This is a genomic window from Primorskyibacter flagellatus, assembly GCF_900176485.1.
In the GTDB taxonomy this organism is placed as follows: Bacteria; Pseudomonadota; Alphaproteobacteria; order Rhodobacterales; family Rhodobacteraceae; genus Primorskyibacter; species Primorskyibacter flagellatus.
The window spans coordinates 49,293-61,706 of record NZ_FWYD01000002.1; the positions used below are offsets into that span (position 1 = coordinate 49,293).

Here is a 12,414-nt window from a genome sequence, read left to right on the forward strand (position 1 = left end):
CATGACCGCCGCCATGCGTCCCCAGATTTCTGCCTGCCCCGCCTGTTCCGCTGCCCCTGCGGCAGAGGCTCTGGCTGATCGCGGCGCGGTCAAGGACGCAGATCTGGCGCTGTCCTTGCCCACGATCCATTGCGCGGCCTGCATCTCGACCGTGGAAAAGGTGCTGAACGGCACGCCCGGCGTGCACAAGGCGCGGGTGAACCTGACGCTGAAGCGCGCGCAAATCGTGGCCGAGCCCGAAACCACGGCCGCGCTTCTGATCGCCCGCCTTGAAAGCGCGGGCTATGAAGCGCATGAACTGGACGCCACTGCCCTGCATGCCACGCAGACCGACCGGGCGGGCCGCGATCTGCTGATGCGCATGGCCGTAGCGGGCTTTGCGATGATGAACGTCATGCTGCTATCCGTCGCCGTCTGGTCCGGTGCCGAGGGCGCGACCCGCGATATGTTCCACTGGATTTCCGCCGCCATCGCCCTGCCGGTCATCGTCTTTTCCGCCAAGCCGTTCTTTGTCAACGCATGGGGCGCGCTGCGCGTCGGGCGGCTGAACATGGATGTGCCGATTTCCCTGGCCATCGCGCTCGCGGTCGTCACGTCGCTGTGGGAAACCTCGCTTTCGGGCGAACATGCCTATTTCGATGCTGCCGTCGCGCTGACATTTTTTCTGCTGACCGGGCGTTATCTGGACCACCGCACGCGCGCCATTGCCCGTTCCGCCGCCGAGGAACTGGCGGCGCTTGAAGTGCCCCGCGCGCGCCGGGTCTGGCCCGATGGAAGCGAAACAGAGGTGCCCGTGGCAGAGCTGCGTTTGGGCGATCTGATCCGCGTACGCCCCGGCGGCCGGATGCCCGTGGACGGCGAGATCACGGCAGGAACCTCTGAACTCGACCGATCGCTGCTGACCGGCGAGACGCTGCCGATCTACGCCGAACCCGGACAGGTCGTCAGCGCCGGAGAGGTCAACCTGACCGGTCCCCTGACGGTACGCGCCACCGCCGTGGGGCGCGATACCTCGTTGCACCGGATGGCCGATCTGGTGGCGGTCGCGGAATCGGGGCGGTCCCGCTACACATCGCTCGCCGACAAGGCGGCCAAGCTTTATGCGCCGGGTGTGCATATCCTGTCGGCGCTGGCCTTTGTCGGCTGGTATCTGGCCACGTTCGACCCGCGCACCGCGCTGAACATCGCCGCAGCCGTGCTGATCATCACCTGCCCCTGTGCGCTGGGGCTTGCCGTGCCCGCCGTCACCACCGCCGCCTCTGGCCGCCTCTTCCGTCGCGGCTTGCTGATCAAGGACGCCACCGCTCTGGAACGTCTGGCAGAGGTCGATACGGTGGTTTTCGACAAGACCGGTACGCTGACCGCAGGCACGCCCGAACCGACCAACCTTGAGAGCTTGCCTGCGCGGGATCTGCATGTCGCGCTGGCCCTTGCCGAAGGCTCCGGCCATCCCCTATCCGTCGCGCTGGCCACAGCGGCGCGGGCCGCAGGCATCGTGCCCGCCGAGATTGAGGACCTGTCCGAAGTGCCGGGCTTTGGCACACAAGCGATGTGGAATGGCCAGACCGTGCGGTTGGGTCGCGCAAGCTGGACCGGCGGCGAGGATTTTGATTATACCGCCGCATGGCTGCGCATCGGCGACGCCCCGGCGCAACCCATTACCTTCACGGACCGTCTGCGGCCCGGCGCGGCAGAGGCCGTGGCCGCGCTGAAGGCCCAAGGCATGCGCGTCATGGTCATGTCGGGCGACACCGAAGGCGCGGTGGCGCGGCTTGCCCAAAGGCTGGGCCTCGACACCTGGCAGGCGAACTGTCTACCGCAGGAGAAATCCGAGCGCATCGCGGCTCTGACAGAGGCTGGCGCGAAGGTTCTGATGGTCGGCGACGGGCTGAATGACACCGCAGCCCTTGCCGCCGCGCATGTGTCGATCTCGCCCGCATCGGCGCTGGACGCGGCCCGTGCGGCCTCGGACATCGTATTACTGGGCACGGATCTGTCACCGCTGTCCGAGGCAATCGCGACAGCCCGGACGGCGACAAAGCGGATCCGGCAGAACTTTCGTATCGCGACCTGGTACAATATCATCGCCGTGCCGTTGGCCCTTGCCGGCCTTGCCACGCCCCTGATCGCGGCGCTGGCCATGTCCACCTCGTCCATCACCGTCAGCCTCAACGCCCTCAGGCTTCGGAGCCGTCCATGAACGTCCTCGCCTATCTTATCCCGATTTCGCTGGTGTTGGGCGGAATCGGCCTCATCTTTTTTGTCTATACGGTGAAATCCCGGCAATATGACGACCCCGAAGGCGATGCCCGCCGGATCCTGTCGGACGAGTATGACGATCAGCCAAAGCAGGACTGATGTCGGCGTAGTGTTGCCGTATTGATGCGCACCACCTAACGCCACGGGGCAACCGGGAATCGCCACGACCGTCCGCCTCGTGGCTGTCAACGGGCGACACGAAAAAGCCGCGGCGCAATCCCTGCACCGCGGCCAATTATGTTTGCAAGCAGACGCTTAACAAGTGATCAGTTCGGCCCGATCATGAAGCATGTCACCTGACGCGCCTGCAACCTGCGGCACGCCAGATCGGCCATCTCACGGGTCAGCCCCATGAAATTGGCGTCATGTCCGCTTGATTTGCTGACAACCTTGCGCAGCGAACCATCCAGCGTCGACATCTCGGCCAACGCGGTCTTCAACAGAACGCGCTCCGCCTGATAGCGGCTGGGATAGCGGCCGACATTGATCCCCCAATGACGCCCGCCGGACGTAGAAAGACGCGTGACGACTTCTGTTTCCGTTTCTGCCTCTGCCGTCGGCGCGGGCACTGCCACAGTATCCTCAACTGATGCCACGATCAGATTGGCGGGCCGGGTCACAGGTTTCGGCGATCTTTTCGGTGCCGTGGCAGAGCCATTGTCCAGACTGACGGCCTGCGCTTCTTTCAGCGCGTCTTCGATATCCGCCTTGGCCACCAGAACAGGCGCGACTCCGGGGCGTAATTTCGGACGCAAGCTGCGTTTGACCGCTGCTGCTGCAATCCGGATCGACTTGCCTTGCTGGTCACCCGACGCGGCAACCGAAGCGACCGCATTGTTTTCTGCGACACCGCCCTTGTAAGGGGGGCGCGGCGGTGTGCGCATTGCAACGCGAGTCGGCGCGCGCTTGAATCCCATATCCAGAAGCTCGGCCACCCTGGCATTGCGGGTCAGCGTCGAGCGTCCGCCGAAAACCGTGGCGATCACCCGTTCGTCGCCTCGCCGGGCAGAGGCAACAAGATTGAAGCCGGCCGCACGCGTATATCCTGTCTTGATGCCGTCCGCGCCCCTGTAGGACTGCAACAAACGCCGATTGGTATGCGAGACGGTCTTTACGCCCGCATCTGCCGTCTGCCGGGAAAACAGGTTATAGTATTCGGAATAGTCATAAATCATATGCTGCCCCAGCAGCGTCATGTCCCGCGCGGTGGACAAATGCCCGCTTTCTGTCAGCCCGTGCGCGTTCTTGAACGTCGTCCGGGTCATGCCCATCGCGCTGGCGGTGCGGTTCATCCGTCGTGCAAATGCCGCTTCGGATCCGGCAATCGCCTCGCCGATGGCGGTCGCTGCGTCGTTGGCCGATTTTACTGCTGCGGCACGCACAAGGTAGCGCAACTTGATTTTTTGGCCCTCGCGAAGGCCCAGCTTCGACGGTGGTTCGGATGCGGCATGGCGCGAGATTCGCACTTCCGTATCCATACTGATCTCGCCGTGTTTGACGGCCTCGAATGCAATGTAGAGCGTCATCATCTTTGTCAGAGACGCGGGATGCAACCGCGTGTCTGCGTTGCGCGAATGAAGCACCTCTCCGTTTCGCGCATCTATGACGAAGGCCGCATAGGGTGCGGCCACCGCGCTAAGCGGCACAAGGACCGCCAACCAAATCAGAGTGAGTATGAACAGGCCATATAGGCCCGGCTGCCTGCGCCGTCCTGTCACGATTTCTGCCTTTTACTGCCTCTCGTTCCCGGATTTTTCCGGTGAACATTTTTTGTTTTATCGTTAATTTATAACACATCAACTGCTGCGAATAAAGCGTTCAATTATAAAGAAATTATTAATATTCAATACAACGTGGCACGATATATTGCGGATCAAGTGAGTCGCAACACCATGGAGACGATCAAGTCCGAAATGATGATGTTCAGCCGATTTCTTCGACCAAGGACACCAATCCGCTGAGGTCATCGAGATGGTGAAACCTCTGCTCTGTCGCCGGGGCGGCCGCATGTTCCAACGCCCAGGTCAACATATGTGGCACATGCACCCCGTGGGCGCCGGCCTCTATCGCGGGCAGCACGTCGGATTTCAGCGAGTTTCCGACCATAAGCGCCCGGTCGGCCCCGCCTGCGGCGTCGAATATCCGCGAATAGACCTGCCTGGTCTTGTCCGACACGATCTCGACCGAATCAAACAGATCACCCAGGCCCGATTGGGCGAGCTTGCGCTCTTGGTCCAGCAGATCGCCCTTGGTGATCAAGACAATATGGTGATCAGGTGCCAGCGTTTCGACGGCCTGTCGCGCTGCGGGCAAAAGCTCGATCGGGTGGCGCAGCATATCCTGGCCCGCTTCGACCAACTGCCGGATCACCGAGGCCGGGACGCGTTCATCGGTCACCTCGATCGCGGTTTCTATCATCGACAGAACAAAGCCTTTGACGCCGAATCCATATTGACCAAGGTTGCGCCGCTCTGCATCCAGCAATCGCGCCATGAGATGGTCAGTGTCCGCATACGCGGCCAGAAGGCCCGCGAACCGTTCTTGGGTCAGCTGAAAGAACCGCTCGTTATGCCAAAGCGTGTCATCCGCATCGAAGCCGATTGTCAGAAGATTTCGCGCCATGTTTCCCCTCGTTCGCCCGGCCCCTCTTTTCACTAGCGTGAATGAGGTTATATAGAGCGGTCAGGACCGCACAAGCAAAGCCAGATGAGCGCAATGACCGGGCAGAACTTCATCTTCGCCACGAGACTGGCCAGCAATCACCCCGACGCCCCCGGCGGCGGGTCCGACAGTGATGTCGTGGTCGAGACAAAGCCCAAGACGAAACGCCCGCCTTTATACAAGGTGATGCTGCTGAATGACGACTACACGCCGATGGAATTTGTCGTGCATGTGCTGGAACGGTTCTTCGGCAAGACCCACGGCCAAGCTTTCGAGATCATGCTGACGGTCCACAAGAAGGGGCTCGCCGTTGTTGGCGTGTACTCCCACGAAATTGCCGAAACGAAGGTGGCGCAGGTGATGGATTTCGCCCGCCGTCACCAACATCCGCTGCAATGCACCATGGAAAAGGAATAGGCGTGATCCACGCCCAGTGTCATGGCCTCATCCCGACTGACTCACGCGCTTGAAAGCGCAGAACTGACGCTGCCTGCCGAGGGACGCATTGCGCTGTTCCAGCCGCGCGCCGATAGCGATCTTCAGGCCCTACCCAAGGATCGCTGCGATGTCATCAGCAGTTTTTACCCCGATGTGACCGCGTTGCGGGCCCATGGATTCCGCTGTGTGCTGGAGCCTGAGGGCAGCTACGCCGCCGCAATCGTATTCCTGCCCCGCACCCGTACATTGGCAGAGGCGCTGATTGCGCAGGCCGTGGCCGCTGCGCCCGGTGGGATTGTCGCCGTTGATGGGTTCAAGACCGACGGGATCGAGGCAGCCCTGCGCAAGATCCGCAAGCTGGTGACACTTGAGGGCCTCGACACCCGTGCGCATGGCAAGCTGTTCTGGTTCTCGGCCGACGACATCGGGGACGACTGGACGCAAACCCCGCAACCGCAAATCGCCGGCTTTACCACGGCACCGGGGGTGTTTTCCGCTGACGGGATCGATCCGGGCTCCGAAGCGCTTGTCGCGGCACTCCCCGCCAAACTTGGCGCGCATGTTGTCGATCTGGGTGCGGGATGGGGCTATCTGGCAAATCAGGTGCTGGAGCGTGAAAGTGTCGCCCGCCTTGATCTGGTAGAGGCGGACCACACCGCACTGGACTGCGCACGCCGCAACATCAGCGATCCACGCGCGATGTTTCACTGGGACGATGCCACAAGCTGGCGCCCGGAAACCCGCGCTGACAGCGTGGTGATGAACCCGCCCTTCCATACCGGTCGCGCGCCTGACCCGTCATTGGGACAGGCATTCGTGGCCTCAGCCGCGGCCTGCCTGAAACCGTCAGGTCAGTTATGGATGGTGGCGAACCGACATTTGCCCTATGAGGCGACGCTCGCCCAGCATTTCACCGCGTATTCCGAGGTTGGCGGCGATAACCGTTTCAAGATACTCCACGCCCAACGCCCATTGCGTCGGGACAGATGACATTCACCAGCCCGCGTTGGCGGTAGCAGGGAAAGGAACCGGATGAGTTTCTCGATCGAAGGCAAGACCGCAATCGTGACCGGCGCTGCAAACGGGGTTGGCCTTGCCCTGGCGCGACATTTTTCCGACAAGGGCGCGAACGTGATGCTCGCCGATATTGACGAGGCGCGCTTGCAGGAAGAGGTCGGCAACCTCGCCGACGAAAGCAACTTTAACTATTTTGCGGGCGATCTGCGCGAAAGGCTGACCATCGCCAATCTGCTGTCGGCCACGCTGGACGCGTTTGACCGGGTGGATATTCTGGTCAACGGCGCGCGGCAGATCCTTCCGACCGATGCCTTCGACCTTGAAGACAACAGCGTTGAGACGCTGCTGGAACAAAATCTTCTGGCAAGCCTGCGGCTGTCGCAACTGGTCGCCAAACGCATGATCAAACAGGCCGAAGACCGCGAAGAGGGTCAAGCCGGGTCCATCGTCAACCTGTCATCCATTGCGGCGCGCCGCACGCATCCGGACCTGTTGGCCTATTCTGTTTCAACCGCCGCTCTCGACCAGATGACCCGCTCGCTGGCGGTTACTCTGGCACCGCACCGGGTGCGTGTGAATGCGGTTGCGTTCGGTTCGGTCATGTCGGCCAGCCTGAAGGGCGCACTGAAGGAAAACGCTGATTACCGTTCCGCCATTGAACGGCACACGCCTTTGGGGCGCATCGCGTCTCCGACGGAACTGGCAGAGACTGTTCAGTATCTGGCATCCGAAGGTGCAGGTTTCGTCACCGGTCAGATCCTGACTGTGGATGGCGGACGGTCCCTGATTGATCCGGCAGCTTGTCCCGCGCATTAACCCCCCTGCCCTGCCCGGACGCGCGACAGATCGTCCAGGCGCTTGCCGACCTATGCTGGTCTGCGATACGGGTGGTTTGCAAAAATTTTGGGGGGCGGCATGAGCGATGATTTTCTGACCGAAAAGCAACAGGCATCGGCATGGTTCCGACAGTTGCGCGACGAGATCGTGGCAGCGTTCGAAGGGTTGGAAACCAGCCATTCCAAAGGCCCGCTAACCAACGAGCCTGCCGGAACATTCGACGTGACCGAAACGCGGCGTGGCTCTGACGACGGGTCGGACGCGGGCGGCGGTCTGATGAGCGTGATGCGCGGTGGCCGTGTGTTCGAGAAGGTGGGCGTGAACGTCTCGACGGTGTACGGTACCTTGGGCGAGGCTGCGCAAGCGTCGATGATGGCCCGCACGGGCTTGGACGGAATGGCCGACGATCCCCGGTTCTGGGCCTCCGGCATCAGCCTTGTCGCGCATATGCAGAACCCGCATGTCCCGGCAGTGCATATGAACACGCGCATGTTCTGGACACCGCATGCATGGTGGTTCGGCGGCGGGTCGGACTTGAACCCCTGCATCGAATATGCCGAGGACACGGCGCATTTTCATTCCGTTCAGCAGGCGCATCTGGATCCACACGGCGCGGATCTTTATCCAAAGCTGAAGGATTGGGCGGATGAGTATTTCTACATCCCCCATCGGGGACGGGCGCGCGGTGTTGGCGGGATCTTCATGGACGACCGCTGTACCGGTGATTGGCAGGCCGATTTCGCGCTGACACAGGATATCGGTCGGGCCTTCCTGCCTGCCTTTGTTCCGCTGGTGGAAAAACGCCGGGTTCAGGACTGGTCAGAGGCGGACAAGGACGCCCAGCTTATCCACCGCGGGCTCTATGCCGAATATAATCTGGTCTATGACCGGGGCACGAAATTCGGATTGGCGACCGGGCATGACGCGAATGCCGTGCTGATGAGCCTGCCGCCCATGGCCAAGTGGGTCTGACAGCGGCCCTTGAGACGTAGCGAGGCTCAGGCGTCGCGCCACTGACCTGGCTGCAAGCCCCCAAGCGTCCAACCGCCGATCTGCCAGCGGATCAGCCGCAGCGTGGGCAGGCCAACCGCCGCCGTCATGCGGCGCACCTGCCGGTTGCGCCCTTCGGTGAGGGTCAGCTCCAACCAGCCATCCGGCACGGATTTGCGGTAGCGCACCGGCGGATCGCGCGGCCAGAGCCAATCCGGCGGGTCGATCCGCCGCGCATTGGCGGGGCGCGTGATGCCATCCTTCAGCGTCACACCTTTGCGCAACAGCGCCAGCGCCTCTTCGGTGATCTCTCCTTCGACCTGCGCAAGGTAGGTCTTGGGCAGTTTGGTGTCGGGATGCGCGATGCGGTGTTGCAAACGTCCGTCATTGGTCAGGATCAGCAAGCCCTCGCTATCGCGGTCCAGCCGTCCGGCGGGGTAGACCTCTGGCAGATTCACATAGCTGGACAGCGTTTCGCGCCCCGATCCTTCGGTGCCCTTGTCAGTGAATTGCGACAACACCCCCCAGGGTTTGTTGAGCAGGATAACCCGCGCAGGGCCGGTCGGGCGTGGCTTGGGCGTTCGCGGTCTGGACATGTTGGGTTTGCGGGGTTTGGCCATCGGCGTCAGCCCCGCCGAGCGTTGAAAAACGCCTTCAGCAAGTCCTCGGCCTCGGGCGCGGCGATGCCGTCATAAACCTCTGGCGCGTGGTGGCATTGCGGATGCGCAAAGATGCGTGCGCCCTGTGCCACGCCGCCCGATTTCGGATCGGACGCCGCGTAATACAGCCTGCGAATGCGCGCGAAAGAGATCGCGGCAGCGCACATCGGGCAAGGCTCCAGCGTCACATAAAGATCATGGCCTGTCAGTCGCTCTGATCCAAGCGCAGCACAGGCCTCGCGGATCGCCAGAACCTCTGCGTGGGCGGTGGGATCGTTCATCTCTCGGGTGCGGTTGCCGGCGCGCGCCACGATTTCGCCGTCCGGGCCGATCAGTACGGCACCGACCGGCACTTCGCCTCGGTCGGCGGCGGCGCGGGCTTCTGTCAACGCGGCGTCCATGTGGCTTTTGAAGGTCATTCGCCCGTCATAAATTGCCCTTGGCGCTTTCCCAAGGGCGAAAATTCGTCTAGGTCCGATCGGATTGGACCGTGTCGCGGCCGCCCGCCCTAGGTCGATGCGGCAAGAAATCGGTCCGCCCTGAAATCAAGCACATCAAAGGTGCGCCGCATGAGCCAGTCCCCGCCCCCATCGACGCCCCCCGCAACGCCTCCCGGCGACCGTATCGCAAAAGTGCTGTCCCGCGCCGGTGTCGCCAGCCGCCGCGAGGCGGAACGCATGATCGAACTGGGCCGGGTCAGCGTGAATGGCCGCAAGATCGACAGCCCAGCCCTGAACGTCACTGATGCGGACAAGATCGCGGTGGACGGCAAGCCGATCAAGGCACCCGAACCGCCACGCCTGTGGCTGTATCACAAGCCCAGCGGGCTGGTGACAAGCAACAGCGACGAAAAGGGCCGCGAAACGATCTTTGACCACCTGCCCGAAGACCTGCCTCGGGTGATGTCCGTCGGACGGTTGGACCTGAATTCCGAAGGTCTGCTGCTGCTGACCAATGACGGCGCGCTGAAACGCCGGATGGAGCTGCCTTCCACTGGCTGGCTGCGGCGCTACCGGGTGCGCGTCAACGGCAGACCCACGGACGAAACGTTTGAACCGCTGCGCAAGGGGCTGGTCATCGACGGCGAGCGGTTCCAGCCGATGATTGTCAGCCTTGACCGGCAGCAGGCCTCCAACGCCTGGGTCACGGTCGGCCTGCGTGAAGGCAAGAACCGCGAGGTTCGGCGCGCGATGATGGATCTGGGACTGGCCGTGAACAGATTGATCCGGGTGTCCTACGGGCCATTCCAACTGGGGGAATTGAAGGTCGGCGCAGTCGAGGAGATCCGCCCCAAGGTTCTGCGCGACCAATTGGGGCTGGAAAGTCCCAAAACCGAAAAGCCGAGCAAAACCGGAAAGCCCAGGGTCACGCGCAGACGCCGCTAGCCTCCAAAGCCGCTGATCCCGGATCGGCGAACCATCCGCGCGGCCTGACTCTGACAACCTGTGGTAAACGCATCTTCCCTGTCTGAAACGCGCAAAATCTGCGGTTTTGGTGCCCATCGTGCTTCATTTAGACACCAACTCCCCTTGTTCGTCCGCCGGGTTTCGTAAATTCTGGCGCGAACCGACCACTCTACGAGGATGCATTCATGGCTGATCTGCTGACCATCGAGAACCTTGGGAACCTGCTGATGTTGTGTTTCCTGCAAGCCGTTCTCGGGTTCGACAACCTGCTCTACATTTCCATCGAGTCGCAACGCGCGCCTGTCGCGCAGCAAAAAGCCGTCAGGTATTGGGGCATTATCATCGCCGTGGTGCTGCGGGTGGTGCTGCTGTTCGTGATGATCCAGTTGATTGATGCGCTGGCAGAGCCGTTTTTTATCTTCAACTGGCCGGGCGTGATCGAAGGAGGGGTCAACTTCGCCACCTGCGTCTTTATCATCGGCGGCGTGTTCATCATCTATACCGCCGTCAAAGAAATCAGCCACATGATGGCGATCGAGGATCTCAACACCGATGTGGACGCGAAATCGGGAAAAAGCGCCACTCAGGTCGTGCTTTTGATCGTGATGATGAACCTGATCTTCTCGTTCGATTCGGTGCTTTCGGCGCTGGCGATCACCGATGTATTCATCATCCTGGCGACCGCGATCATCCTGTCCGGGCTGGCAATGCTGGTGCTGGCCGACACGGTGACGGAGTTTCTGGAAAAGAACCGCATGTACGAGGTTCTGGGCCTCTTCATCCTGCTGATCGTCGGCGTGGTTCTGCTGGGCGAGGCCGGGCAAGCGGCGGCCCATGCCGTGCATGACGACACTCTGGCGCTGCATTTCTTCGGATACGAGGTCGTGCCGATGTCCAAGACCACCTTCTATTTCAGCGTGCTGGTGCTGGTCGCGGTCGAGGTCATCCAATCGCGCTATACCCGCAAGCTGAACGCCGAGCGCCGCACAGCCTCAAGGCGCTGAAAATCACTGCATGGACAAAACCGGTGGCCTGTATTCCGGGCCACCGCAAACAGGTGGAATGCGAAGGCAATTCTCCCCCTAGCCCCCGACGGGCGCTTCCCGTAAGTTCCGTGACAACGCAAATCGCCCAGAATCCCGAGGTAGCATGGCCGGCACTGCCCTTCAGAAAATCGCTTACATCCTGCTTTTGGTTGTGCTTTGCGGCGTGTCGTCGGGCTGGTTTGGGGGACTTTGATCATGGCGCAAAGGTTCGGCGGCAAATTCAGCCCTGACGGCACCGGTCCAGATGAAACACCGGCCGAACGCGGCGCGTTTCGCGGGGCGACGGTTGACCCGGTGGGCGCACGCAGCAACCTGCTGTTCCTCCCGCCGGTTGTGCTGGCGTTCACCTCGATCACAGGCGGTGCCACGACACTGGTCGCGGGCCTTCTGGGGGCTGCCTTGCTGACACTTGGCGCATGGCTACTGCGCGACGGGTTGCGCGCCGAAGCGGCGTACAACGCCCGCAAGGTTGCCCGCCGCCCCGGCTTCCCGCGCAAGATTGCCGCTGCCGTATTGGCGGGTGTCGGCGTGGCGCTTGCCGCATGGCGCAACGAACCGGGGATCATAGCCCCGGTGCTTTACGCCGCAGCGGCAGGCGGGCTTCATCTGGCGGCCTTCGGCTTTGACCCGCTGCGCGACAAGGGTATGGAAGGCATCGACACGTTCCAGCAGAACCGCGTCGCCAGAGCGGTTGACGAGGCCGAAAAGCACCTCGCCGCGATGTCGGATGCGGTTCGTCGCGCGCAAGACCGCCAAATCGAGCAGCGGGTCGAACGGTTTCAGGCCGAAGTGCGCGAACTTTTGCGCACCGTCGAAGAAGATCCTCGCGATTTGACCGCCGCGCGTAAATATATGGGCGTCTATCTGATGGGTGCACGCGATGCGTCGGTGAAATTCGCCGACATCTACAGTCGCACGCAGGATGCGGGCGCGCGGTCCGATTATATGATGCTGCTGACCGACCTGGAGGAAAGCTTCAACGCCAAGAAACGCAAACTGCTGCTCGACGACAATTCCGACCTGACGGTCGAGATCGAGGTTCTGCGCGACCGGCTACAGCGCGAAGGCATTCGCCTGAAATAGATTTACAGTAAAGAGGTA

At 61.9% G+C, this 12,414-nt stretch carries 13 protein-coding genes; 9 read left to right on the forward strand and 4 right to left on the reverse strand.

Going from position 1 to position 12,414, the window contains the following annotated elements:
- Nucleotide 1 precedes the first annotated feature (1 nt).
- Both B8991_RS03120 and ccoS read left to right on the forward strand, forming a co-directional pair.
- Nucleotides 2-2,200, forward strand: a complete 2,199-nt coding sequence (locus B8991_RS03120; protein WP_084350371.1) for a heavy metal translocating P-type ATPase — start codon at nt 2-4, stop codon at nt 2,198-2,200.
- Nucleotides 2,197-2,358, forward strand: a complete 162-nt coding sequence (gene ccoS / locus B8991_RS03125) for a cbb3-type cytochrome oxidase assembly protein CcoS (RefSeq protein WP_084350372.1) — start codon at nt 2,197-2,199, stop codon at nt 2,356-2,358. The genes B8991_RS03120 and ccoS overlap by 4 nt, the downstream gene beginning before the upstream one ends.
- A 167-nt stretch (nt 2,359-2,525) precedes the next feature.
- Here the strand turns inward: ccoS and B8991_RS03130 are convergent, their stop codons facing one another.
- On the reverse strand, nt 2,526-3,977 hold the full coding sequence (locus tag B8991_RS03130) for a D-alanyl-D-alanine carboxypeptidase family protein (RefSeq protein WP_143514480.1): 1,452 nt from the start codon (nt 3,975-3,977) through the stop codon (nt 2,526-2,528).
- A 205-nt stretch (nt 3,978-4,182) separates the two neighbouring features.
- Nucleotides 4,183-4,881 carry an HAD family hydrolase gene (locus tag B8991_RS03135; RefSeq protein ID WP_084350373.1) on the reverse strand — a complete coding sequence of 233 codons (699 nt, stop codon included), beginning with the start codon at nt 4,879-4,881 and terminating at the stop codon, nt 4,183-4,185.
- Nucleotides 4,882-4,974: 93 nt separating this feature from the next.
- Here B8991_RS03135 and clpS point away from each other — a divergent pair, with 93 nt between their 5' ends.
- The 4 genes from clpS to hemF all read left to right on the forward strand — a co-directional run bounded on the left by clpS (nt 4,975) and on the right by hemF (nt 8,184).
- Nucleotides 4,975-5,337 (forward strand): ATP-dependent Clp protease adapter ClpS, encoded by a 363-nt coding sequence (clpS, locus tag B8991_RS03140; protein WP_412780474.1) that lies wholly within the window; start codon nt 4,975-4,977, stop codon nt 5,335-5,337.
- Between the two features lie 21 nt (nt 5,338-5,358).
- The gene (locus B8991_RS03145; protein ID WP_084350374.1) at nt 5,359-6,348 is read left to right on the forward strand and encodes a class I SAM-dependent methyltransferase; all 990 of its coding nucleotides are present in this window, start codon (nt 5,359-5,361) and stop codon (nt 6,346-6,348) included.
- Between the two features lie 42 nt (nt 6,349-6,390).
- Nucleotides 6,391-7,191: an SDR family NAD(P)-dependent oxidoreductase gene (locus B8991_RS03150; RefSeq protein ID WP_084350375.1), complete on the forward strand. Its 801-nt coding sequence runs from the start codon at nt 6,391-6,393 to the stop codon at nt 7,189-7,191.
- Nucleotides 7,192-7,290: 99 nt separating this feature from the next.
- Nucleotides 7,291-8,184, forward strand: a complete 894-nt coding sequence (gene hemF, locus B8991_RS03155) for an oxygen-dependent coproporphyrinogen oxidase (RefSeq protein WP_084350376.1) — start codon at nt 7,291-7,293, stop codon at nt 8,182-8,184.
- A 26-nt stretch (nt 8,185-8,210) separates the two neighbouring features.
- Here hemF and B8991_RS03160 read toward each other — a convergent pair whose 3' ends face one another.
- Both B8991_RS03160 and B8991_RS03165 read right to left on the reverse strand, forming a co-directional pair.
- The gene (locus B8991_RS03160; RefSeq protein ID WP_218673185.1) at nt 8,211-8,798 is read right to left on the reverse strand and encodes a pseudouridine synthase; all 588 of its coding nucleotides are present in this window, start codon (nt 8,796-8,798) and stop codon (nt 8,211-8,213) included.
- Between the two features lie 29 nt (nt 8,799-8,827).
- Complete coding sequence (locus tag B8991_RS03165) at nt 8,828-9,280, reverse strand: nucleoside deaminase (protein ID WP_084350378.1); 453 nt, start codon at nt 9,278-9,280, stop codon at nt 8,828-8,830.
- Nucleotides 9,281-9,430: 150 nt separating this feature from the next.
- Here B8991_RS03165 and B8991_RS03170 point away from each other — a divergent pair, with 150 nt between their 5' ends.
- The 3 genes from B8991_RS03170 to B8991_RS03180 all read left to right on the forward strand — a co-directional run bounded on the left by B8991_RS03170 (nt 9,431) and on the right by B8991_RS03180 (nt 12,396).
- A complete protein-coding gene (locus tag B8991_RS03170) occupies nt 9,431-10,246 on the forward strand; it encodes a pseudouridine synthase (RefSeq protein ID WP_084350379.1) in 816 nt (271 codons plus the stop codon).
- Nucleotides 10,247-10,452: 206 nt separating this feature from the next.
- Complete coding sequence (locus tag B8991_RS03175) at nt 10,453-11,271, forward strand: TerC family protein (RefSeq protein ID WP_084350380.1); 819 nt, start codon at nt 10,453-10,455, stop codon at nt 11,269-11,271.
- Between the two features lie 237 nt (nt 11,272-11,508).
- Entirely contained in the window at nt 11,509-12,396 is an 888-nt protein-coding gene (locus B8991_RS03180; RefSeq protein WP_084350381.1) for a 5-bromo-4-chloroindolyl phosphate hydrolysis family protein, read from the forward strand.
- The last annotated feature ends 18 nt before the right edge of the window (nt 12,397-12,414 follow it).

Bases quoted from the DNA above. Each gene is read 5' to 3' on its own strand.
- B8991_RS03120 (WP_084350371.1), top strand. From the start codon at position 2: ATGACCGCCGCCATGCGTCCCCAGATTTCTGCCTGCCCCGCCTGTTCC.
- B8991_RS03135 (WP_084350373.1), bottom strand. From the start codon at position 4,881: ATGGCGCGAAATCTTCTGACAATCGGCTTCGATGCGGATGACACGCTT.
- B8991_RS03160 (WP_218673185.1), bottom strand. From the start codon at position 8,798: ATGTCCAGACCGCGAACGCCCAAGCCACGCCCGACCGGCCCTGCGCGG.
- hemF (WP_084350376.1), top strand. From the start codon at position 7,291: ATGAGCGATGATTTTCTGACCGAAAAGCAACAGGCATCGGCATGGTTC.
- B8991_RS03165 (WP_084350378.1), bottom strand. From the start codon at position 9,280: ATGACCTTCAAAAGCCACATGGACGCCGCGTTGACAGAAGCCCGCGCC.
- B8991_RS03175 (WP_084350380.1), top strand. From the start codon at position 10,453: ATGGCTGATCTGCTGACCATCGAGAACCTTGGGAACCTGCTGATGTTG.
- B8991_RS03145 (WP_084350374.1), top strand. From the start codon at position 5,359: ATGGCCTCATCCCGACTGACTCACGCGCTTGAAAGCGCAGAACTGACG.
- ccoS (WP_084350372.1), top strand. From the start codon at position 2,197: ATGAACGTCCTCGCCTATCTTATCCCGATTTCGCTGGTGTTGGGCGGA.
- B8991_RS03150 (WP_084350375.1), top strand. From the start codon at position 6,391: ATGAGTTTCTCGATCGAAGGCAAGACCGCAATCGTGACCGGCGCTGCA.
- clpS (WP_412780474.1), top strand. From the start codon at position 4,975: ATGACCGGGCAGAACTTCATCTTCGCCACGAGACTGGCCAGCAATCAC.
- B8991_RS03170 (WP_084350379.1), top strand. From the start codon at position 9,431: ATGAGCCAGTCCCCGCCCCCATCGACGCCCCCCGCAACGCCTCCCGGC.
- B8991_RS03180 (WP_084350381.1), top strand. From the start codon at position 11,509: ATGGCGCAAAGGTTCGGCGGCAAATTCAGCCCTGACGGCACCGGTCCA.